This window comes from Microbulbifer maximicatervae (SeqCode) (genome assembly GCF_052467825.1).
Genome location: NZ_CP174327.1, coordinates 4,405,218 through 4,428,205 on the forward strand (window position 1 = coordinate 4,405,218; position 22,988 = coordinate 4,428,205).

A 22,988-nucleotide genomic window follows, 5' to 3' on the forward strand; every position below is an offset into this window, starting at 1 on the left:
GTATCTACTGCCTGCTTACCGCTAGCGCTTTTTACACTTCCTGGCAAACTATATCTCTTTAAAAAACCATTATTTAAGCCCCAGGCTTCCAAAACAATTATTGGCGCCCGGGGCAATTAAACCTGTGGTAATTGCACTTTTCCTCGCAAAGCCTTTGCCCCAGGGCTTCAGCTTTGCAAGCTATCATTAAGGGAAACGTGCCGCTTTCCAGTTTTCAACGGTAGCAACCTACGGCTTCACTACTGCTCGCAATTAATCCAAGGCTTTCGGCATCCCCCTTGTTACCGGACTGAGGGCCTGACACTTGTTTTTAAACGCTGCACTAAAGATACCGAAGCGATAGACCTTTCAATTTTTAGTGACTTCTTTAGGAAGAGCATCATCAAATGATAGTCATCCGAATATTTCCTTTTCGATATCTTTAATTGCGTTTTTTGTGACCTCCGCTGCATAACCCTTCGGTACTTCACGACCGCGCCCTCGCACATAGCCTTCACTAGCGGCCTCCGACTTGTCACGAACGTCGTCCCACCAGTCGGACGTGAACTCTTCGGTTACTAATGTTTGCGCATCGAAATCTGTTACGCTATCAGGAGCATCTCCGACATCCACACCCTTGCTTGTATCAGCAGAGGCTGGTGTTACCTCCGGCCCAAGCCCATATCTAAACAATTGCCGAAGGTCAGGATCACTAGGGAAATCAGCAGAGGCTACAATTGGCGATAAGACTGGCGCAGCGGGTGTCTTTTGCGGTGGCGGTGGCGCTGTCCGAGAGTCCACCTTCGCCGCTAACCCTAGGGTATCCGTCTTTGTATCGGGCTTCTCAGGGAGAAGCTTTTGATCATTATACTTCGCTGATAAAAACAAAGATTTACGACCACCAAACGTCTTCGATAAAAATACAGAGCGTTTATTAGGATCTATAGGATCCTTAAGCATATTTTCCCTGAATTCCTCCAGGCCTTCATTTGGTTTTCCACCATTACTCGCCCCCACAAACTTTGGACGCATAAATTTCGGCATCGACAATACCGTTTTTTTCATCTTTGCCATTGATGAAAAGAGTTTGCTTACGCCCGCCCTAAGGGTTTTAAAGCTAAACAACTTCTTAGACCGCAGATTATCCCGGTTTAAACCGGCATCTTCCAATTGACTAGCCTTTCCTACAGATTGTTTACTGCTAGCACTGTTTACAGTTCCTGGCAAAATATCACCCTCCAAAAAATTATTGTTTAAACCCCCTCAGTTTCCAAAATAATTATTGGCAGCAGGGAGGGTAATTAAACCTGCTGTAATTGATTACACTGTTCCCAGTAAAGCCCTTACTGCATAAGCCTCACTGTTACAAATTCGTATGCTGGAGATACCGCTATACAAAGGGAAATATATGCGCGCATATGTATCCGAAGAAATAATCTACCGACTGCTTTATTGAAAACAAGTAGTGGCGTTATCTATCTTCACTCAAACATAGTCCGCACATTTACTTTTCCACTTCTCACACACTCCTTGGAGCTTTCCGCGCCCTTATTTCAGTACGCTCGGAAGACTACCGGTAATGCCAACTTCCCGCTTCTCCGCCTCTGCACCAGGAGGAGCTTTATCGAACCAAGCATCAATGGAATCTTTTGCGCTGTCGAGTAGCACACTGGGCTGCCTTTTGGGTTGCGACGACACCTTCGGCGCAGCCATCGCTTCTTCTTCAAATATGTCAATCCACTTACTGGAATCTCCAACTACCGCCAGCTTGCCAACCTCACGATGCCCAAAAATATTACTTAAATTCCTATCATCAATTTTTGTATAGTCCGGCTTGTCGCCATTCACCTTGCTCTCAGAAGAACCTGGGATTGCATTAAAATTCACTTTAACCCCATTGAACTCGCCTCTCACTCGATAATGAGAACTCTCAGGAGTTAGTGGTGTATGCCGGGAACTATCGGGGTGCTTTTCTACAGTGATCTGTTGCGGCCGGGAATGGGCAACCCTATTTTTTACACACACCATTCTGTAAAAAATAGCGCTTAGCGCGCTGCGAATTCGCCTAAACACCCCTTGCCGTTGTGCACGTGCGGGAGTTGCACCCTGATTATCATTAGGGGAGTTGACTTTTTGGCTATGTGAGCCTCTAACGCTGAGAGTGCTACCATTTAAATCCGACATATATCTAACCTTCTTATTTTTAACAATATACCTAGGAAGCCTTTTCCCTAAAAGTTCTAACCAATCTCAGAATAGGATATTTATAAAAATTGGTTCAACAAATACCCCTTAACCTCCAACTCAAAGCCCGTTACACGCGAATTTTAGCCGCACTGCCCCAGGCCACTAAGCGACCTCGCAACTTTACCTTATTTTAAGCCATCTGTTTCAAGATAAAACTGAACAGCGCGGTGTCCGGGGTTTTCCCTAATCCAGTCAGCCAGCCTATTGCGGAGCAAATTATTATTACAAACTTCGCGTTTATCTTCACGATTAAGAGCGATCGCTACAGAATTAAACATGCAGTTCCCGTCAGGCTTGACAGGAATGGTTTTAAGATCCCCCTTTCCTGCTTTGCCTGCAAAGCTGAAAGATTCCCGCCCTTGATGATTTAATTTTTTTAGCATAGGCTGGTAATGCTGCTTGCGCTTATCGAGATAAAGGAATATCGGCTCTTTCCCTGGGTACTTCACATCCACCTGAATGCACTGCATATTCTTTACATTTTTGCCCCCTCCCCTACCATTAGGACTCACAACATAAATTGTTCTTTTAAGATGCGCGCTAATTAAACCAGGCAGCGAGTCCCCGATTTCTGAATTCCACTGACGATCCTTTTTAATAAACGCAATCAGCTCTTCTATTTTTTTTTTTGCGAATCGCTCAGGTCGTCCATTGCCTTGGGGGAGGCCGCCTTGCTACCACCCTCAAAATCACTCCAATTATCATCCAAATTATCACCCGACTCTTCCGGAGCTATATCTTTTCTTATTTCAAATATCTTCTGTTGGAATTGCTCAAGCGGGGTTGACTCAGACTTCGCTATTGGCGCGCGCTCCTTTGTTTTTTTTAGGCTTTGTAATGCCTCCCCTAAGACATCACGTGTCATCACAAAGCGCTTACCGCTAGTAGGCTGCCCAGCCATGGCTGGTTTAGTCTTCTCTATTGGCGCAAACTCCTGCATCCTTGTTTTTTTTAGGTTTTCTATTGCCCCTCCTAAGAGTTCAGGCGTCAAAGCAAGGCGGTTACCGTTAGTAGGGGGCTTTCCTTGTGCTCTTTCCCGCTTCTCTGTTTGTTTAAGCTTTCCTATCTGATTGTTAAGGTCTCCAAGTGTAAACGGCGCATGGCGAGCCCCAACCGTAGACTTACCTTGTGCGCTTCCTGGTGCTTTCAATTCGCTCGCCTGCCTCTGCGAGGCAGCATCTTCACCTTGAAGCTGGGGCAAGCTACTAGATCCGCCCTTTTGTGGATCGATTTTATCAATCACCTTTCCAAGCTGAACTGCCAACTGTCTAATTACAGTCAAAAGCTCCGTCAACTGCTGATCTACATTTGAAGTTTCAGCTCTAATTTCTTTTGGGGCAGCAGGTTCTTCATCCCTGTCTTTGCCCCGGGGCGGAGATGCCCAACTGGTAAGACCCTTAAAAATCAGCTGTGCGCCAATCCTTAGCTTTTGAACGCTACTCATGCTTTCCACTTGCTTAAGTAGTGCCGGGTCGGTTTTAATGGCGGAAGTCAGTCCCGAAATTGAAGGCAGATGTAGGCCCATACGCGATCTCTCCCCAAGTTATCTAGAGGTAATTAAAATTCAATTCAACAAAAAGCAGTGGGCTTGCGCTCCCAGCAATTGAGCTATCAATCGCCCCCGGCAAGTTTTTTATCAGCCACTTGTATAATGTCTTTTAGCTGCTTAACTTTCTCCGCCGGACTCGAAGAATTATCGATCGAAACTATATCGTTCATGCCGCGAAAGAGGTCACGTAAAACTTTTTTCTCCCCCCCGGGGACAGTGTGCGCATCCACCTTATCGATAGACCTGGGACTGGAGAAAGGCTGGCTCTGAGAGGGGGCAACATCGGCCACAACCTCTGTCTGGCGATTTTTTGCAAAGGTACTAGGGACCTTTTGTGCATCCTGGCTTAAGGGGGCAGCACCACAACCATCTATGCGAGCCCCCGGGGCAGTGTGGGCTCCATTTAACTTTATACTATTTGACATAATAAAATAGGCTCTCGATTAAATGGTTGCTATAGAGGCAGGGTTTCCAGCTCACACCTGGTCCTGAAGGGTGCAGCTGCCTTACAGAGACCAACTTTAGCCTCACACAGTGCGTCCAACTCTTTCGCTCCAATTGATGCAGCATTAATAGAACCACCCAATTAATAATTTCCCTTCCCAGCGGGAAGACTAAGTGACACTATCTAAGATTACCCAACCTAAAACGCTTTTTCTTTAGGTTTTCCTGATGTAGTTGTGACTTTTGGTCATTTTTGAGGGGTCCCAACCAAGTTCACCCTGAAGAGCTCCAGGCAGGCAGCCGCCCGATAGGAGGCATCGCCCATCACAGACGGATATATGGCAAGGATTCCTTGGCTCCTTGCGACTTAGGGAGCCCCTGAATAACTCCGTGATACCCGATTAAAGTTAAAGCGCCGGGAACTACTTTTAAGTACGACGACTGCCCCCAAAAAGAGGGCTTGCCTCCCAGGTACTCCAACCCCTTAAAGACGTCAACGGGCTGCACCTGAACCATTGGCAGGCACTACGAGGCAGCGCAAAGGCTTCCCGCCTGGCTGCCGGCCACGCTTGACTCCGCAGGGATTGATTGGGGGCTTAAGATTTAGCTCGCAAGCTCAAATATGCTGCCCACCCTTAAAGCCAGGGCCGGGCAGCAGGATCAGCATAGGATTTGGAAGCCAAGGCATCAGCCCCCTGCCGCACCCTCCAGGGCTGGTGACTATTACACCCTCTCCAGACCTCATGACACCAAGCAGGGCCACACGAGCCTGTCGCGCTCACTCTAGACCCACAAATTAGATGTAGTCACCACCTTTGCGGATTATAGAGGGCGCCAGCCGGCATAACTCTTGGCTTTTTCAAAGTGATCAATGCCTGTTTTCCAGCTGATCTGCACCGGGCCAGCCTCTACATCAAACCAAACCACCTCAACCATACCACGTCTTGTGGCATCTTCATTTGTGGGCACTCTCTCACGGCAGTCAATCCAGGGGATTTCAAATTCGCTGCTCATTTTATACCTCAACTTCCGGTAACAAATATCACATCTTCTGGCACTAATGGTAATTGCCCGGCGCTGATTAATCTTTCAACTTTGGACTTATTTTTTTAGAAATTGGTTTTTCCAATCATTCTATGCCCCCGAAAGAACCCTGACAGATTGACTTTCAATCTTGTATTGCACCTGCGTAGCGCCAAGCTCGCAACGACCATTGTCCATATTTACCTGCCCCCAGGCCCCAATCCGAGGCCTGTACTTTACAATCACCAGTGCACCCCAAGGCCGCAGCTGTCACGCCGAGCCGGCAAGCAAGTAATTCCTGGGAAGCTATGTCCAGCGGGCCGGATACGGGATTGGATCGAGGCACCACCAGGTGCTCAGCACCTAAATTCCGGAAAGGTTCCTCTTTGGCGGAAGGGGAATAGTAGCAGCCAACAAAGCTTCTTATATGTACCGAAACCTTGGAACACCCATTAAAGCCCAAAACCTAAAATCTAAAATCTAAAATCTAAAATCTAAAATCTAAAATCTAAAATCTAAAATCTAAAATCTAAAATCTAAAATCTAAAATCTAAAATCTAATAGCAAAATTTAAGAGACTCGAGGATTAAATTGTAATAAAATTTAATCTGCTTAAGGTTTTGCACTGCTCTTTTTTAGCAGGTTCAATTCGCCTACCCAACCTCGCTTATTGAAATATGCAGTATGTAGCGTGAAAACAGCCAATACTGCCGCCTCAACACAGGCAGGTAGTGCTCCGCCAAACTAGTGGTAACGCCAGACGATAATTTAGCGGCACCAAGGCGTAAGGCAGGCCGCTCAAAAATGAGGACAGCTGAGCATAATCCAGTTTATTCCCGCTACCTCCCAGCAAGTGCAGCCCCTGTTTCCAGGCCAGGGAGAGATCACCTTATCTACTAAAGATCATACAATTGCTACCCTTAAGGAAGTGAATAAAAACTCAATGCAACTATACAAGTCACCACAAATAAGCAGCGCGCTTTAAACGCTAAACGCCTCCGGGCGGCAATATCCCAGGGTGCAGTAAAAGCGGAAGGCGCTGTGCCTGTGTTTATAAAACTTCCGCATAATAATTAATCATAACAATAGCCCCTTGCGAATCGCGCTTTGACTGCGAATTGATGGGAAAGGACTTTACTGGCACTAAGGAAAAATGGTAATCAAAGATTATAGTCAACAGCTCAATCAACTCGCTGAATTAATGCATCAACGTGAGACGGAGTTATCCTTTAAAAAAAAGGAAAAGCCACCAGAGCAATCGCCCCCCACTGAGTACCCGAGCAAAGTACTTTGGGGGAAATGGGGAGGGCATTATATTATTGTTGTCCGCTTTATGTCCGGCAGAAGGATATCAAATATTAAACAACCGGAACGATACCCTGATAAAGACTCTGCAAGCCTGGCAGCACTGGAGATTATTCGAAAGTATCCACAGGCTGATATTCGCTATCTATCCACTAGAGAGCTATCGGTATATCTTTTGTGATATTGAAAGCAATATATAACGGTTGGGGGGCATCTTTCCCGGATACCCCCCTTCACTCGATGATAATTAGTATAGCCTATAATACTACCCTGCCATTGATCGCACATGCCTGGGCACAACCACTGTGTGCAGCTATTTACAAGCCCGGCGATCCAGCATGGAAGATGCCCTATTAGAGGCTCAGGTTAAGTGCTGGATATAAACCTCCGAACTTCCTCCACAAATACTTTTGAGGCCGGTTCTCGCCCCAGTAACAAGTGCCCATCACTGTTCAAACTAATAAACTTCGAATTTGGAATACTTGATGCAATATCGTAGCCTGTCTTTACCGGAATACGTTGATCTCCCAGAGAATGAAGAACCAGCGTAGGAACAGTTACCTTGCTCAATCGAGAACGAACATCAATACTGCTAAACACCGACAGGAAGCGCACTGCATTTTCCGGGGAGGTTGTCAGGCGCTGAAACTCATTAAACCAAGCCAGTTCGCTAGCATTAGCACTTGGCATAAAGGTTGAGGAGAATATTTGCCGATAAGCGGGATTATCTTTGCCCCAACCAGCCCCCGTGAGAGTCATTACCGCTTCCCTTTCTTTGACAACAGCTTCTGTAGCCCCTATCCGCCAGCCCGCTGCATAACCGCCAAACAAAATAAGCCGCTTTACTTTTTCTGGATGCCGTATCGCATACTCAATAGAAACAGCCACCCCCTGAGAGATACCCAGCAGGGTAAAATCATCCGCACCACAGGCCTCAACAACCGTCTCAAGATCCGTTACGAAAGATTCAAAAGATATATCACCGACATTCCAGTCTGAAAGACCATTGCCGCGCTCATCATAGCGCGTAAACTGGTGATCTATCGACAGCTCCTTAAATAGCGGGCTCCAGATCGGTGAGTCCCAGTCATACTCCAAATGGCTCAACCAGTTAGCAGCCTTCACAATGGACGGCCCCTTGCCCAAGGTCGCATACGCAATGCGCACACCATCGGAAGCCGTACAAAATTTAACTTCCTGCTCCGTGAGAAGTTTACGCTCCAGAACTGGATTGCCAGCGGTCTCCCGGTTGCCCGTGATGGCACTTGACACAAATGGGGTCCAGGCTAATCCAGCCTTGCGAAACCTGTCCACCAAAGCGGGGCGCAGCCTTGCCTGCTCACGCTTTAGGTCCAGCTTATCCAAACACTTGAGCAGGTTTGTCGCTGCCTGGGGGTTAAACGGCTCAAGAGCCTCCCAGGCTCGCGCCCATCTCAACTGATCGGGTATTGGTATATCTGGATGCACAGACAGGCGTGACAGAACACTACCACGCAGACGCCCTACTTCCTCCCGCTCGCCGCGCAGCCACTCCTGGAATAACGGCTGGTCCGGCAAATCCATCCCCTCTAGAAACGGCTCTTTTAGATCAGTATAAATGGCTTTGAGTTTGCCGGCTGATAATCCTGGTGATTCCAGCTGCGTTGCGATAACGCTGATATCAACCAGAAAATCATCCCCTTTTAAATTGACTCTTTCCCGATCCGCAATTAGGCGCTCGGCACCAGGATGATTAACAACCGACCGTATTTTACTTAATGACCACCGCAGCGATGCCCTTGGATCATCAGGCATTTTCCAAAAGACTTCACACAGCCGATCGCGACGGTGTGGCCGAGCGGCCATAATCAAAAAGGCCAAAAGTGCCCTTGTCCTTCTGGACTTCGGCAAATTGAGCAGCTCTCCATCACAGTAAATCGTCAGCTCTCCGAGCATTTTGACCGTCATACACATAACCGCAGAAGCCCCTCCATAGGTTCAGTGGTATCAGCTAAATGTAAAATTAGCCTTATAGAAGCGGGTGAGAAAGCGCGCATTAACACTCCAAATACATCAAAACAACTCCCAGGGCGCTTCTGAATAATTCCGTAGTGCTCATTGCTTTCAGAGCAGTCGCTACCAGGCCGCAGGTAAGGAGCCACAACGCAGCTTAGAAAAACCCCAAGGTGGGCCTTAGAGACACACAGAGAGCGTGGAACTATTCAGAGAACCAACCTCTTCCTTAAATAGGGTATCAGGTCCTGAAGGAGCCCCAGTCGTTATTTCCCTGCCTTGCAGGGTCTATAAGCAGGGAGCCCGTGCAACAGTGCGGATACTAAAATATGGAATTGACTATTCAGTCTAGGCAGCAGGTCACGCGGGCAGAACTGAGGCTTGATACAATAGCGGCATTATACTTTACAAAATGTTGATACGGAATGAGCCGGGCAACTTTAAGTTTGGGCTCTATTGGGATACTTGGGAGTACCCCCAAAGAGCCTATCGATATTGGTACTTTTGAGTCAGGGAAAAAATTCTTTATACCCTCAACCAGGCTGGGCAACTATCTCGAAAACCTGGCTACTACCCCCTCTTTTGTTCTGCCGGACTCACAGACTTCACCCGAAATACATGGGAGCCGGAAATTCTTCTTCAGCCAGCGCAGGTGCCGAACTTATGCAAGGGGTTCCATATGCCTGTCGTGGCGCACCAAATTTGCACCTCCTTATCAATGGTGATAATCCTGCTATAAGTCGCTTTCAGGTAGGTTTGAGATCCCCCCTTACATGAAATATCAAGTACCACCAAAACGGTACTTTCACTCGGGCTGGGGCATATACATTTCTTTACAATCAAACTTTCAAGTCAGGCGCGCAAGTAACGCTACCTATCAGGGAAAACTCACTTCTCTATAATTCAATCGCCTTCCGGATTTCGTCCTATTTTTAGTATTTCGGTTTTAGTGAAAAACACAAGAAGCCCGCAGGTATCTCCAGTGACTGCAAAAAAATCAAACGCCACCATAAGACGCTCTGTATTATGGTAATAGCGACAATTCCAGCTCCCCCGAGAACACCGCACGCTCAAGCTGATAGCTACTGAATTCGACCCACCCTCTCAATCCCTGGCAGCAACTCAAATTATGCCCATAAACTAAAAATTACGGTCAAACTCAAAAGACTTACCCGATAAAATTAATATAAGATCCAACCTGAATGAAGCTATAGCAATGGCTCCAGCCCAGCTTGGCCCATCCGTTAAACCTCAGTACTTATCTTAAATTTCACCAGGAGTGCAACATGCCCGGAGTAGGTCAACTTTCACATAGATCAGCGCACGTATCAGGCACTGTACCGGAAATTCAAAATGACCCTAGCAGAAACAGAGCAGGCGGGAATAGAGGCACATTTTCAAAGCTACTAGAGAGCGCAAAAAAATGGTTCGCTTCCGCAGTAAACGCCTTGAAGCGCATGATAGGGCTTCAACGCCCAGAAAGGGCACTCAATCATCGCTCTTCACTTTACCAGGCGCAGTACGAATCACAAATCAATGAAGGCGTAACTCAAAGAAGTGTAAACTCCCGAATTACACATGATTCAGCCGAATATACCGCAGAAGCATCTGAGATAACAATTGAGGACCCAAACAAAGCATACCCTTTGGTACCGGAACATGACCCTACATCCTTCGAGGTTCCGGATGCCACTAAAATAGAAGATGTACCGGATGAAGAAAAAAATGCTCTCCCCGTAGCGGGAGAGTTTCTCCTCGCTACCAATGGAGACTAAATATATCCGTTAAGGCGGGCAGCCTGGATAGCTTTTCTGGTCCAGGCATTCCCGGTGGCAGGCTTGCCATATAAAAGGAAACATCCAACAAATAAAATTCTTCTACAAATTCATAGCCTGCATTCGACAGAATAAAGAAATAACCGCCCAATGACTAAATATTTAACCCAACCAAATGACTCCCCTTTAATTGGTAACATATTTGTTATCACTGGCGGAAGCGCAATTTAAAGCCATTTATTTACAAAGAGTGAAGCAGCTGCTTCCCGCCAGTTAAATTAAAGGCTAAGCTACAAATATCAGACACAAGGGTAAGCAACTATTTTTTTAGCCCGGAGTGGAGAGCGCTATTTTTGCTATATGGTGCAGCCCTGGCAAATACTCACTATAGTCAGCGACTCCTAATACCAACCCGCCCTCGATATAATTAGCCACTGCCTAGCGATCCATACAACCTGGAAATAATACTCAGTAGACTATCCAGCTTTGTTGTTCAGAGGTTAATTACTCCCTAAATATTGCCACCAACAGGCAGGGAGTGATCGAATATTTTGGCATTATTGGTAAACCCCCAGTCTCACTCCACACAATGTGGAAATTTGACCGAAACCTAAAAATCCTCAATGAATTCGAAAGACACAGTGCAGGTCAATTATTATCCTGGCTATCAACCATCTTCACAACGCCGGTATAAGCAAGGAATCTGTATGTGCATCACTAAATCACGCAAACCCAACGCCCAATCCAGCCGCCCCAATAACGAGCGTCGAAATGCTGATACCAGCGGCAAACAGGGTGGACCTTCATCTACTTTTTCCACCAGGAAGCACCAAGTCCAAAAGAAATCTGCTTTTGCAAAGGGATTTGAAAGATTTCAACTCACAAAAAATAGTTTGGAATCTCTGAAAAAACCTTTGGGGGGAGACAAAGTGCTTGAGCGAAAATATCGCAATTCCCAGAAAGAGACTGCCAAATATCTGGAAGAGCTCCAAAAAATGGATGATAAGCAACTGCAACTGCACGTTAAGCAGGAAATGGCCTGCCAAGCAAAGGCCGCCGAGAGTGAGGCAGACCTCTCACCCAAGGAGCAACTGAAACAAAACCGGAAAAAAGCACTGATGCCAAGAGGCGGAAAGCTAAAGCCGAAAAGGGGTGATTATTTTCGTCGCGTGCGCCCCACACAAGCCCGCCAACAAGATCCCCTCAGAAAACTAGCACTGGGACAACAAAACATCTCCCTCAAGGATAAAATCGATTCACTATTAAAATCGGATTATAAAACCCCCATCGCAATGATTTATTCTCAGTTAGAGGGAAAGAAGCCCTTGGACCTCCCTCACTGGCATAGCAATATTGACCAAATTAAGAAGGCGATTACTACTTACGATGTAGCCCTTAAACAATTAGTCGATATAGATGACACGGGCACACTAGACTATGAGCGTGAACAGATACAGACCCTAAACAACAACCTCCCACAAAACATTGCCAACCAGGGGAAAAAGTTAAGTGATCTTTTACAAAGAGTACATACGGGTGCGCCTCAAACAACCATAATTAAAGGCGGCGCAGTATATCCCGGCCAGGGAGAAGATACGGGCAAAGCAAAAGGAGACTTTTCTACATTACTCGCCCTTGCGGAGGACTACTTAAACCAAGTCCACTGTCAGTTGGAAAATAATAAAGAGAAAATTGAAAACTACGTAGAACCTATGATCGAGGATTTCGATAGCGTAGTCTATGTCGGAGATTGAGCATTAGCCTGGGCCACTCAATAAACCCTTCCGGTACCCATTGCCTGCCACGATAGGGTAATGGAGCCGCAGAGCTTTCTTCGACGGCCGGATAAATAACCATCGTTAACGAGAACAAAGAAAGCTCTGAATAACTCCGCAGTACCTCTGCAGGTCTTGAAGTCTGCAGAGGTTAGGCGCAGTTCACCGCGAATATCCTTAATCCTTAGCAAGAGCTACAACGCAGCCGTTGTGGTCTTCAAGAGCCACCCTTTAGGGCTTGCAGAGTGATTCACACTCCGAATTGCGACTTCTTGAAAGGTCTAGACATTCCTGCCAAACCGCGCCTTGATTGTGAACCGCTCTGCATGCCAGAGGTATCACGAAGTTATTCAGAGGCTCCTTAGCCCGAAAACACTGGAATCGACCAACCACTCAAGCCATTGGCAACCATTCAAAATATGTCCAGAAACTAAAATTCCAGGTCAAATCTAAAAGACTTAATCGATAAATTTCCATAATATTTAACCTGAATGATGCAGCGGTAATGATCTTAATCAAACCTAGCTCATCCACTAAATCTCAACACCTAATTTAAGTTATGCCAGGAGTATAAGAATGGCTGGAGTAGGTCAAGCAAATAGCAGAGCAGTTTCCACAACAAGTATGGATGCAGTCAATGGCGGCGCCCCCGCAACAAACGAACAGGATGGGAATAAAAGCAGCTTTTCCAAGCTGCTAGCGGGCGTAAAGAAAAGTTTCTTTTCCGCAGTAAACCGCTTTAGAGAGAAGTATGGATTCCATAGCCGAAGAACATGCAACCTGCCTAAACAATCATATGTACAAGAATTTAGAGGTTCAGAGTACCTCGTTAAGGATTCCGAGAGGGACAATAGAGGAGCAGGAAGAATTCCCTTAGTTGCAGCAGTCAGAAGATTCGATAAATGTGATGACTATGAGCTACGAAAATCCGATGGAAGTAGTAATTGTGAACTTCCAATAACTTAAAGCGCCATCTATATCAATACGGTAAATTATCGCCCGATAGTTAGCGATCACGAAAGGTGAGCTAGCCATCTCCTCAGGGCGAGATTGAAATTTACTGCCAGTAAAAATTGCTGGTTAAGCTGTAAGCGCGGCCTTATCAAGACCGCGCTTCAGGCTCCTGCATACGGTTCAGGGCTGAAATGGCCATTTGTACTATAAAGATGGAATCGATTCCGGTCTTTTCTATAGAGGGCGGCCCTGGCAAACACGGGCTCTACCGTTACTTTCCCCCAGCAACAATCTAATCTTGATGCAACCTCACGCCCCTGTGCCCAGGAAATACCGTCCAATTGTATCGACTGTTGCGAGAATCCAGCAAACCGATCATTGAAAAATTCACCGACATAGTATGTATCACTGAAAAGCCTCTAAATTTAGGGAGCCTCTGAATAATTCCGTGATGTCTCTGGCTTGCAGAGCGGTTCACAATCAAGGCGCGACTTCGCAGGAATGTCTAGACCTTTCAAGAAGTTGCAACGCGGAGTGTGAATCGCTCTGAAAGCCCCATAGGGCGGGCCTTGAAGGCCACAGCTGCTGCGCTGCAACTCTTGCAAAGGGCTATGGCCATTCGCGGCGAGCTGCGCCTATCATCTGCAGCCTTCAAGGCCCGCAGAGATATTACGGAATTATTCAGAGGCTCCTTAATGCCAGCCATACTGCTTATATAACATTTCGAAAATCAAACGCCCTTAAATCCCCAAACCCCAACTTGATCCAAATCAATTTTACCGGGATAAAGAATGATTGGAGGTGAAATTTCAACGCTGGTTCAAACGATAGTCCGCTAGGATCGGTGTTCTTGTGCCTCTCAGGTACAGGGGAAGGTGCTGGCGGCAAGACCAGGCTTGGGCCGCCAGTAACGATACTTTCCCCAAGTTATCAAGTCGGAACTTTATGCCAATGAAGCCCCCCCCTGGGAGATGAAAGTTTCAATCCCGTTATCGGGCGGCTCGAATTGGCCTAATCGCAGCATGGCTTCCAGCTGAACAACGCTGCAATACCCGTGTGGAACTTTTCGAGCTCCCTTAAACCGTTGTTTAGTGGTGATGCTTGGCTGTAGTGCCCTTTAAGCACCATCAAAAAGACCGAGATCAAAAGAAGTCAACGCGAAACCTAAAGCGTTCAGCATTAGAAAACGTAACATTAGGGCTAGACCGGCCAGTACTGAGTGACAGTAGGGATAGTATGGGATGAATGTCGAACAATTACACAAAACATGGCTCCAAGCCCCGAATACAATAGCCATTATTGAGTGTTGCCACAATGGATTCAGGGCCCCCCTTCAGGCTGGAGTCATTCCAACCTGTGCGCAGCCCTACACCCAACCCCTGCACCAGTAAACCCTGAACAGCCCGGGTTAATTGCCAATTAAAGCAGCAAAACCCATCCCCAAAGACTTAATCAGAAAGTGGTTTAATACTAAGAAGTGAAAAGCATTGAATACTCCTCTTACGAGAGGCTGAGCAAACTGACGGCCACGGAGATAGTTGTCGAATGTCAACATTGTGGGGATTTATTTGAGATACAGACGCTACTGGTTCCACCCGGAAAATCTATTGAGTTAAGTCTTTCCCCTTTTTTAAACCTGATCATCATGGACACCGGCTATGCGAAGGTCACCTCTCGCAATAGCCCCTTTGAGCTTTCAAAAGGGCAGGTTTGGCTAGCGGGTTCAGGACACAGCTGTAAACTCAGCAACACCAGTAGCGGCCAACAAGCGGTTATCGTGGCTGTCGGCATCCGGGAAACCATGCTCAACCGCTTCTGCAAAAGATATAACCATTCGTTGCACAGCGAGAAACACAGGATCACCGTCGAAAAACCAATGTTCCCTGAAGGGAGTACGCCAATTATATTCCCCAACTGCCATTTAACTGACCTGACTTTGTCATCCTTTAAGCTGGTTAAGCAGCTTGGCGACAATCAACTGAGTGCATTAAAGCTGGAAGAATTGTTACTCTTAAAATTAAGCAGTACACACGGCCAAATTCTTGCAGGCGAACTCCTTGACAGGGCAAATCCTGAGATCCATAGCTTTAAACGCTATATGGAGGAAAATGCCACCAAGTGCTGGACCGTAGCTATGTATGCCGAAAATATTGGAATGTGCCTAACCTTATTTAGGAGAAAATTTAGGCTGGTATTTAATGGCATCTCTCCTAAATTGTGGCTCATTGAGCAGCGTCTTCGTCACGCAGACTTTAAATTGCGCACCACCAATATGCGGCTCGTAGATATTGCCGAGGAATCAGGCTTTTCCAGCCAGTCATATTTCACACAGACTTACAAAGCTAAATATGGCTTCACGCCTACCGAGGCAAAACAAATCGCCCAAAAAGCGTGATATTTCGGCCTATTTAATGGCAAATAGAGTGTCGAGTATCATTAGCCTAGCGATACTCGACTGCGAACCAGAACCAGAAAAACTACGGCTTCCCCAGGCAGCTTAGAATTACTAAAGAGCCTGTAAATAAATCTACAGTCTCCCTGCCTAGCCTGAAGGTTATATGTGTTAGGCGTTGTTCGCTATTGTTGAAGATCAGTCTTAAACCTGTGCCTTGCTGCTTTTGAAGCTCCCGATGTTCGCACGCTTTTTAGTATCCCACTATGATAGAGCTTTAGTAGTGCCACCTATATCCCCCCTCTCCGGTTGTTACTTCGCTAGGGTTCCTACATCGCTCAGCTTTGAAGAGTCAGTGTCTCCCGCCAGGATACGAGCGTAAGATCATCAAAATTGTCGTATGGGTTTATATTCTATGCCCCGAAGGCACCAGGAAGTTCTTATAGCGGTAGCTAAAACCAGAAGCTTGTGAAGAAGAGTCAGAGTCAGTCTCGCCATTTAGAATTTCTTCAATTAGTTCATCAGGGTCATCCAGCTGATCAAGCTCATAATCTTTCAAAGCATCTTCAAGCTCATCAGCTTTCGAAGCTTCTTTTAGAGGCGGTGGAAGATCTTCGGCATCCGATGATAAAGAATCAGAATCACTACCTGGAAGTGCCAGTATTTTTTCTTTTAGCCTGGAATCCTGACTTGTAGCCTCCCCTGGCGTTTCGCCAATGGCCGTTTTTTTAAATTCAAGGCCTTTACTGGTCATTAGTGAGTGCTTGCTTTTTTCCGAGGGATTCATATCTTTCTCACCCTCTTCTTTCCCGAGATTAACCGGCTGTATTTTTAACGGACTTTTTGGCTGCCCCCCTTTAGAATTAGGTGCCCTTCTCAAGCCCCCCATGGATTTCAGGATTCTTTCTTTCAACTTTGAAAAATAGCTTTCCTTTTTTTTGCTCTGCCCAGTATCGGGCGCCCCCTCACTAGATCTCAATTGTGGTTTTTTGTGGCTAATGCGTGGACCGGCCATCAGTGTACCTTCTTTGTCAACGGTAATAATTATCGGATCTGCCAGATGAGCGCTTTTGATTAGTAAGCACAGGCATATCGAGATAGATACATCCAATTGTAGGGACCATTGGCCAATTAAATCTTTCAGATTTAATTTGTTTTTTTAGATTGTAGTCTTTTCGGCCAACTGATAAACGCCTTCGGTAGCGAAGGGTACTGCCGCCAGATTGGTGTCCATGCGAATAAGGCACTCCACCCTGCGCTTTCCAGGGAGAATAACACCAGGGCCAGGTCCCAACAGGCAGGATTGTCTAAGCCCAATCAGTAGGTAATGGTTGCCCCGCCCACATAAACACTAACACTCAACTTGAATGCGCTGGCATTCTAAAACGAAATATCCAGGAAGCCCCGGGGAATCCCGAAGAGCGAGCGGTGGAGAGCGCAGACATTGCATCAGACCTTTTCAGCCATAGAGACCGACACAGAGATGACTGGTTTACTTCGCCCTCCTATTAGCAGCAGTAAGTACGACTCTCCATAGCCTTAAAAAATCCACAAAGTTACCGGGCCCGCATATGAACCTTCTTAGGGAGCCTCTGAATAACTCCGTGATATCTCTGGCATGCAGAGCGGTTCACAATCAAGGCGCGGCTTCGCAGGAATGTCTAGACCTTTCAAGAAGTCGCAACGCGGAGTGTGCATCGCTTTGCAAGCCCCGAAGGGCGGGCCTTGAAGGCCACAGCTGCTGCGTTGCAGCTCTTGCAAAGGACTACGGCCATTCACGGCGAGCTGCGCCTAACATCTGCAGCCTTCAAGACCCGCAGAGGCATTACGGAGTTATTCAGAGGCTCCTTAGTTTCTGCGGGTGCGGGAACTATAAAAACGGTGTCGAACTGCTGAAACCCTATTGCCTCGGAGAAGGAAAATTAATCAAGGTTCCAATAGCCAACAAGGCTCTGCTGGCCAGGCAAAAAGCCAGGACACTATCATTTTTAAACGGTGGGTAATACCCGCTATTCGAGCCCCCACCCAAAGCGGCGGGGGATGGCCTTACAAGGCCGAGCGGTAATTAATAAATATAGACTGCACCAGCAGAGGTGGCGTCAATATTGCGCTGGTCACCATTGATCCCGGTGGCATTACTGGACTCACCATAAGCGCCCACCGCCAGGGTAGCGCCATCGGCGCTGAGATTTACAGATATACCAAAAAATGCATGTAAATCTGTATTGCTTGCCTTTACATAAGCCTGCTGCGTCCAGCTGGCCCCCTGCCGGGTAAACACATAAACCGCGCCCGCGCCCTCTAATTGGTTATTGTACTGCTCTCCATTAACCCCCCGACTCTTGCTATGCTCATTGTCGGCGCCTACCGCCAGGGTATTGCCATCGGCACTAAGGCTTACCGACCTGCCGAAGAAATCGCCCGCTTCGGCATTACTGGCCTTGAGATAGGCCTGCTGCATCCAGCCAGCTCCCTGCCGTACAAACAGGTAAACTGCGCCCGAATCTTCCGCTCCAATGCTGCCCTGGATACCACCGACACCTGTAGCACCACTGGCATCACTGGGCATCCCCACCGCCAGAACATTGCCATCAGCATTGAGGCTGACTGAAACACCTCTCTCGTCAACTTCATCGATACTGTTAGCCTTCAGGTAGGTTTCCTGAATCCATGCATCACTCTGGCGGGCAAACAAATATACCGCCCCCCCCTCATAGCGGGTTCCCACCGCCAGGGTGTTGCCATCAGCACTGAGACTGACAGACCAACCAAAGTGCTTACTTGTATCAGCATTAGCGGCGCTCAGGTACGCCTGCCGCTCCCAGCTGTCGTCCCGCCGTGTAAATAAATAAACTGCGCCAGCAGTTTCGGCCTCGCTATCCTCCTGATCCTCCTGATCCTCCTGATCCTCATTGGCACTAGCTATTTCATAAGGTGCACCCACCGCCAAGGTGTTGCCATCGGCACTGAGACTAACTGACAAACCAAAGGAGTTATTGGTATCGCTATCACCCTCCAAATAGGCTTGTTGCGCCCAGCTATTATCCTGACGTATAAAAATATACACTGCTGCAGGGCCGTCCCAAGAGGAACTGGCGCCTTGTGGTCGAGTACCGACTGCCAAGCTGGAACCATCGGCGCTGAGACTGACAGAATTACCAAAGCTGCCCGAAACCGGGGGATTACTGGCCTTGAGGTAGGCCTGCTGCACCCAGCGAGCATCCTGTCGCGCAAACATATAAACCGCACCAGAAAGCGGAAACTCATTATTGTCCTGATCGCCATCGACTCCCGAGGCACCACTGCCCTCACCAGGCGCCCCTACTGCCAGGGTGTTAGCATCAGCGCTGAGACTGACAGAGCCTCCAAAGAAATCATATCCATTGGTATTGCTGGCTTTAAAATAACCCACCGCAGAATCCAAAGAATCACTAACCGACAGCGGCTCTGAGTCGGTGCACCGCTCCTGGTCACCCTGCCCACTACATGCCTGAATCAAGTATTGCGCATTGGTCCGCGCATAGAGCGGCACCTCCAGTGCCAAGGTTTCACTCCCCTGCGGAATATCCTCTGCAACCCGGGTAAAACCGGAGAGCCCGTCGGGGTTTTCCAATAGGTGGTAATGGCTGGCGTTCGCAGCATCAGTCCAGGTGAAACGGAACACCTTTATCGGTTCAAAGTCGAGCGCAAAATCCCGCACGGCATTTGATGTGGCCGGCGGATCTTCAGCTGGTGGATCTTCAGCGGGCGGGTCTTCAGCCGGTGGATCTTCAGCCGGTGGGTCTTCAGCCGGTGGGTCTTCAGCCGGTGGGTCTTCAGCCGGTGGGTCTTCAGTCGGTGGGTCTTCGACAGCTGGCGTTTCAGTGGCCGAATCATCGCTACCCGATCCCCCGCCGCTACAGGCCGCCAGGAAAGAAAGAAGTACTGCTATAACAATGGCTTTTAAATATTGGCTGGTCATATTTACCTAACGTATTGTTCTATTATCACCGGAGGAGTATCCAAACTTTTCTTTATGGTCCTTTAATTTTGTTGCACTTTGTAATTGTCAGTGAAATATCAATGCAATACTGCCGGCCTTTACGAAAGAGCCCCTGGCAAAAAAGGTATTTCTATATACAAGTAGCAATATTCTGCAAGTGCGAAGCATCAGCGAAATCAATAACGTACTAATAAACTGTTACCTTGTGAAATTGATAAAAATCAACAAACTGCCAAAAAGACAGATTAACAATATGGTATTTCACATTAATACCAGGCCGCAAAGAAAATTGAGTTTGCTGGAGCCCACTAAAGCTGCGGTAGACAAACGTGTGTCGATCACCTTGCCTTTCTAGGGCCCCTTATCTTCACTAAATACTAGCCGCCTTAAAGATCATCCCGATCATGTTTTTTCAGCACTTTTACACTTTCTATATTATCAATACGGTTACCTTTAGCCGTACCATAAAAAGTAACGCGATCTCCTATGCCTACGCCTTTATTCCTTGCCTGCCCAGAATTTATCAAGTAGTAACTACCTGAGCTTTCATCTTTAATAGAAAAAAAGTACTCCGACTTATCAATATCTATTGTGTCGAAAACTATTTCTTCCTCAACGATTCCGCTAAAGTGCTCCCCTGCATGGGCGATTATTGAAAGTGCCAACCCAATAGTAAAAAGCAGTGTGCGCATAATATTAGACTCCCTATCTTGAACTTTCCGAATCTGTCTAGTCGTTATAAGTTATTGATATCGTTGCAGTATTTTTACTGATATCTTTTGCTTCAAACTTTATTTTAAGCCCATTATTGTAATCAATAAAATCATCTCCAAACTCCTTCAGAGTAGAAACACGCGTATATACTGGCGAGAAATCATTGTTGGGTAAGTAGCTAATGGTTATATGGCCAACATTCCAGAGATTTGAATTCATGATATCGTGTTCGATATGATAACTAATATAATAGTTGTCATTCCCATGGTTGTTGTTCGCGCTGCTAATCTTCACTTGTTGCGGCAATTCTTTTGATAGCTCATTTAATGGAAGCTGTATTGCCTGCAGCTCAACCGTCTGGACCATACCCGCAACCGGCGTTATTGTTTGCGTGTATTCTGGAAACAGGTCATACCAGCCCAGTAAGTCTCGATGGCCGCTGCCAAACACCTGGCTCCAGGTGTTTCCCATTATCTCACCGGTTCCAGAGTAATTTGCGCCAACATCCACTTGGCCGTCATTGTTACGGTCTACACCAGAATGGCCAAATCGCATATTATGGCCTATCTCATGCATAAAAGTGAGCTTGGTTATTTCCGAAGAACCATTTTGCAGCCCCACCATTGTCCAGTTACCGCCATTAGAGGCGGTACCTAAAACCGCAAGTCCAAATATAGACTCAGGAAAAAGGTAAACCAAATGGTCCCATTTATTTAAGTCCAATGGCTCATTGTTTTCATCGACATAAGTAGCTTTAGCCCATGCAGCGGCTTCCTTGCTGAACGTCAATCCTCCATCTGTATACTCACCACCCAAGTGCTCACGCTCATATAGCTCCTTATAACTGAGCGCATCGCCATTAATTTTGTCAGGGACTTGATAAACAATACAGTCTAATGAGCTCTTCTCTTGGCCAGGGTTCCCATAACAATAATTATCCAGGGACTTATCATTTACACGGTGCCGAATAAATTCATATTGGCCCAGAGAATTATTTGAAAATATCGTAGATATGGAGTCATCATTATTGAAAAACAAATCAGCCAAATCAGGTATACTGTAGGTTTCCAGTGCCGACTTATCATCAAACTCCATATAAATAAATACGACGCTACGCTCCGTATTTTCTACCGTTTTTATTTCAAACACTACAGGGTGAGAGGCACCATCACTCAGTTTAATATCAACGATATCCTGGACCGACTCGCCGACCTCTAAACTTTGGGAGGCTTCTGTGAGAGAATACTCCCAATATCCGTTACTGAAAATTTCGAGGTCACCATATACCCCCCGAACTTTTTCTTCTGTAAAATTGGGCGTATTACCATCAACGTCATCTATAGTGAGATTACCAGAAGAAAATTCTACCTTTTCTACGTACAGGGTTGCCAGGGGGCTTTTAATGTTCAACGCGTAAGGATCATCAAACCCTAACACACTAATAGAAACAGTAGTCGTATCATCAGTTCCAACTATTCCCACCTGAAAAGAGTCTTTAGCAGTTTCCCCCCCAGCAATGGGGTTAGACAACTCTTCGTCAATAGTATAGATCCAGCGCCCACTCGAATCGACCGAAAACTCTCCATAATCACCTTGGAAAGTACCTGAATCAAATGTCACATCCTTACCATTTACGTCTTTGAGTTCCCCTGTAATCTCCTCTTCCAAATCCTCTTTAATACTGCCTGATCCACCATCTATAGTGTATGAACTTCCACTATCATCTGAACCTGTGCCATCCCCGCCTGAATCGCCTGAACCCGAACCGCCTGAACCGCCTGAGCCGCCTGAGCCGCCTGAGCCGCCTGAGCCCGAACCACTTGATGAAGCACTGTCTGAGCCTGTGGCCTCTGACCCAGAACTACCACCTCCACCACAAGAGGCCAATAAAACACAAATAATAAATGCTGAAGCAAGCCTAAGATTTTTCACCATGCCTTTCCCTCGATTAAACTATAAGGAGCCCGTGAACAAGTAAGGATACGGCCTGAAAATGTTGACCAGTTTTGTTATTAGCGTACGGAATATGTTTAGCCGTATCCAATACTAGCTATAATTAGAAACTCTATTCATTTCTATAGAGCGTTCTACATCACCTTACAGGCTGCCATTATTTATTCATTTGGCGTCAAGCGCTTTAGGTTTTGATGCGGTTATTTTAGTTTTTGGACTTTTTTTGATAAAAGCAAGATTCTCTATTCAATTGCTAATGCGGGCCGGTTGACTCCCGCACTAGCAAGCTATCATGGCAAAGCGATATCGGATCGAGATCTTGCAATAGGTTAATTACCCTAACGTAGCAACTTTCTATACACCTCTGGCGCGAGAGCATTAAAATCGAGTCATGTATAAGTTCCAATCCATAAGTCACAGGCAACAATGTGCAGACGCTATGCATTACTGACTGAATTAGCTGCGCCTACTAGCTGGATTTTGAGAAATTAGGGTCGCAATTGCTGTATTTTCTAAGCTCCCTCGCCCACAAAAATCTCCCATGGTATTTAAAGCGGGCTCGATAATGGCTTTTCTAGGCGGGACTCTGGCCATACCTATTTTAAGTCGCTCGCGACAGACTGTAGCTTCTATATCTACATAGATACGAGCTTTACATCCTTAAAGGTGACACCTTTAAGGCGTTACAACTCTGTGTAAGCCCAGGCGGGTTCAGAAATTGCACCCCGGGATTAAGAACTCCTGGGAACCAAGCAAATCCCCCCCCCTCAGCCTGCGAACTATTGGACTTAGCTAAGGAGCCTCTGAATAACTCCGTAATGCCTCTGCGGGTCTTGAAGGCTGCAGATGTTAGGCGCAGCTCGCCGTGAATGGCCGTAGCCCTTTGCAAGAGCTGCAACGCAGC

The 22,988-nt window shown here is 46.8% G+C and carries 16 protein-coding genes; 5 read left to right on the forward strand and 11 right to left on the reverse strand.

Features of this window, described 5'->3' with window-relative positions; genetic code table 11:
- Positions 1-393 precede the first annotated feature (393 nt).
- The 6 genes from ACJJII_RS19600 to ACJJII_RS19625 form a co-directional block, all read right to left on the reverse strand.
- A complete protein-coding gene (locus ACJJII_RS19600) occupies positions 394-1,206 on the reverse strand; it encodes a hypothetical protein (RefSeq protein ID WP_444917413.1) in 813 nt (270 codons plus the stop codon).
- A 321-nt stretch (positions 1,207-1,527) separates the two neighbouring features.
- Positions 1,528-2,163 (reverse strand): hypothetical protein, encoded by a 636-nt coding sequence (locus ACJJII_RS19605; RefSeq protein WP_444917414.1) that lies wholly within the window; start codon positions 2,161-2,163, stop codon positions 1,528-1,530.
- A gap of 188 nt (positions 2,164-2,351) precedes the next feature.
- Positions 2,352-2,696 (reverse strand): OTU domain-containing protein, encoded by a 345-nt coding sequence (locus ACJJII_RS19610; protein ID WP_444917415.1) that lies wholly within the window; start codon positions 2,694-2,696, stop codon positions 2,352-2,354.
- Between the two features lie 146 nt (positions 2,697-2,842).
- Positions 2,843-3,751, reverse strand: a complete 909-nt coding sequence (locus ACJJII_RS19615; protein ID WP_444917416.1) for a hypothetical protein — start codon at positions 3,749-3,751, stop codon at positions 2,843-2,845.
- 86 nt (positions 3,752-3,837) lie between these two features.
- A complete protein-coding gene (locus tag ACJJII_RS19620) occupies positions 3,838-4,200 on the reverse strand; it encodes a hypothetical protein (RefSeq protein WP_444917417.1) in 363 nt (120 codons plus the stop codon).
- Positions 4,201-5,041: 841 nt separating this feature from the next.
- Positions 5,042-5,233: a hypothetical protein gene (locus tag ACJJII_RS19625; protein ID WP_444917418.1), complete on the reverse strand. Its 192-nt coding sequence runs from the start codon at positions 5,231-5,233 to the stop codon at positions 5,042-5,044.
- A 1,162-nt stretch (positions 5,234-6,395) separates the two neighbouring features.
- On the opposite strand from ACJJII_RS19625, the gene ACJJII_RS19630 reads away from it, so the two are divergent.
- A complete protein-coding gene (locus ACJJII_RS19630; RefSeq protein ID WP_444917419.1) occupies positions 6,396-6,728 on the forward strand; it encodes a hypothetical protein in 333 nt (110 codons plus the stop codon).
- Between the two features lie 185 nt (positions 6,729-6,913).
- On the opposite strand, the gene ACJJII_RS19635 is transcribed toward ACJJII_RS19630, so the two are convergent.
- On the reverse strand, positions 6,914-8,494 hold the full coding sequence (locus tag ACJJII_RS19635) for a bifunctional AfsR/SARP family transcriptional regulator/alpha/beta hydrolase (RefSeq protein WP_444917420.1): 1,581 nt from the start codon (positions 8,492-8,494) through the stop codon (positions 6,914-6,916).
- Positions 8,495-9,825: 1,331 nt separating this feature from the next.
- Between ACJJII_RS19635 and ACJJII_RS19640 the strand changes: the two genes are divergently transcribed.
- The 4 genes from ACJJII_RS19640 (at position 9,826) to ACJJII_RS19655 (ending at position 15,438) form a co-directional block, all read left to right on the forward strand.
- Complete coding sequence (locus ACJJII_RS19640) at positions 9,826-10,314, forward strand: hypothetical protein (RefSeq protein ID WP_444917421.1); 489 nt, start codon at positions 9,826-9,828, stop codon at positions 10,312-10,314.
- A 623-nt stretch (positions 10,315-10,937) separates the two neighbouring features.
- Entirely contained in the window at positions 10,938-12,068 is a 1,131-nt protein-coding gene (locus tag ACJJII_RS19645) for a hypothetical protein (protein ID WP_444917422.1), read from the forward strand.
- A gap of 597 nt (positions 12,069-12,665) precedes the next feature.
- Positions 12,666-13,055: a hypothetical protein gene (locus ACJJII_RS19650; protein ID WP_444917423.1), complete on the forward strand. Its 390-nt coding sequence runs from the start codon at positions 12,666-12,668 to the stop codon at positions 13,053-13,055.
- 1,465 nt (positions 13,056-14,520) lie between these two features.
- Positions 14,521-15,438: a helix-turn-helix transcriptional regulator gene (locus ACJJII_RS19655; protein WP_444917424.1), complete on the forward strand. Its 918-nt coding sequence runs from the start codon at positions 14,521-14,523 to the stop codon at positions 15,436-15,438.
- Between the two features lie 403 nt (positions 15,439-15,841).
- Here ACJJII_RS19655 and ACJJII_RS19660 read toward each other — a convergent pair whose 3' ends face one another.
- The 4 genes from ACJJII_RS19660 to ACJJII_RS19675 all read right to left on the reverse strand — a co-directional run bounded on the left by ACJJII_RS19660 (position 15,842) and on the right by ACJJII_RS19675 (position 22,066).
- Positions 15,842-16,450: a hypothetical protein gene (locus ACJJII_RS19660; RefSeq protein WP_444917425.1), complete on the reverse strand. Its 609-nt coding sequence runs from the start codon at positions 16,448-16,450 to the stop codon at positions 15,842-15,844.
- A 1,050-nt stretch (positions 16,451-17,500) separates the two neighbouring features.
- Positions 17,501-19,396: a histidine kinase gene (locus ACJJII_RS19665; RefSeq protein ID WP_444917426.1), complete on the reverse strand. Its 1,896-nt coding sequence runs from the start codon at positions 19,394-19,396 to the stop codon at positions 17,501-17,503.
- 407 nt (positions 19,397-19,803) lie between these two features.
- Complete coding sequence (locus ACJJII_RS19670) at positions 19,804-20,109, reverse strand: hypothetical protein (protein ID WP_444917427.1); 306 nt, start codon at positions 20,107-20,109, stop codon at positions 19,804-19,806.
- Between the two features lie 37 nt (positions 20,110-20,146).
- The gene (locus ACJJII_RS19675) at positions 20,147-22,066 is read right to left on the reverse strand and encodes a VCBS domain-containing protein (RefSeq protein ID WP_444917428.1); all 1,920 of its coding nucleotides are present in this window, start codon (positions 22,064-22,066) and stop codon (positions 20,147-20,149) included.
- Positions 22,067-22,988: the final 922 nt, after the last annotated feature.

Coding starts and splice junctions, on each gene's coding strand:
- ACJJII_RS19605 (WP_444917414.1), bottom strand. CDS start 2,163: ATGTCGGATTTAAATGGTAGCACTCTCAGCGTTAGAGGCTCACATAGC.
- ACJJII_RS19610 (WP_444917415.1), bottom strand. CDS start 2,696: ATGCAGTGCATTCAGGTGGATGTGAAGTACCCAGGGAAAGAGCCGATA.
- ACJJII_RS19615 (WP_444917416.1), bottom strand. CDS start 3,751: ATGGGCCTACATCTGCCTTCAATTTCGGGACTGACTTCCGCCATTAAA.
- ACJJII_RS19620 (WP_444917417.1), bottom strand. CDS start 4,200: ATGTCAAATAGTATAAAGTTAAATGGAGCCCACACTGCCCCGGGGGCT.
- ACJJII_RS19625 (WP_444917418.1), bottom strand. CDS start 5,233: ATGAGCAGCGAATTTGAAATCCCCTGGATTGACTGCCGTGAGAGAGTG.
- ACJJII_RS19630 (WP_444917419.1), top strand. CDS start 6,396: ATGGTAATCAAAGATTATAGTCAACAGCTCAATCAACTCGCTGAATTA.
- ACJJII_RS19635 (WP_444917420.1), bottom strand. CDS start 8,494: ATGACGGTCAAAATGCTCGGAGAGCTGACGATTTACTGTGATGGAGAG.
- ACJJII_RS19640 (WP_444917421.1), top strand. CDS start 9,826: ATGCCCGGAGTAGGTCAACTTTCACATAGATCAGCGCACGTATCAGGC.
- ACJJII_RS19645 (WP_444917422.1), top strand. CDS start 10,938: ATGAATTCGAAAGACACAGTGCAGGTCAATTATTATCCTGGCTATCAA.
- ACJJII_RS19650 (WP_444917423.1), top strand. CDS start 12,666: ATGGCTGGAGTAGGTCAAGCAAATAGCAGAGCAGTTTCCACAACAAGT.
- ACJJII_RS19660 (WP_444917425.1), bottom strand. CDS start 16,450: ATGGCCGGTCCACGCATTAGCCACAAAAAACCACAATTGAGATCTAGT.
- ACJJII_RS19665 (WP_444917426.1), bottom strand. CDS start 19,396: ATGACCAGCCAATATTTAAAAGCCATTGTTATAGCAGTACTTCTTTCT.
- ACJJII_RS19670 (WP_444917427.1), bottom strand. CDS start 20,109: ATGCGCACACTGCTTTTTACTATTGGGTTGGCACTTTCAATAATCGCC.
- ACJJII_RS19675 (WP_444917428.1), bottom strand. CDS start 22,066: ATGGTGAAAAATCTTAGGCTTGCTTCAGCATTTATTATTTGTGTTTTA.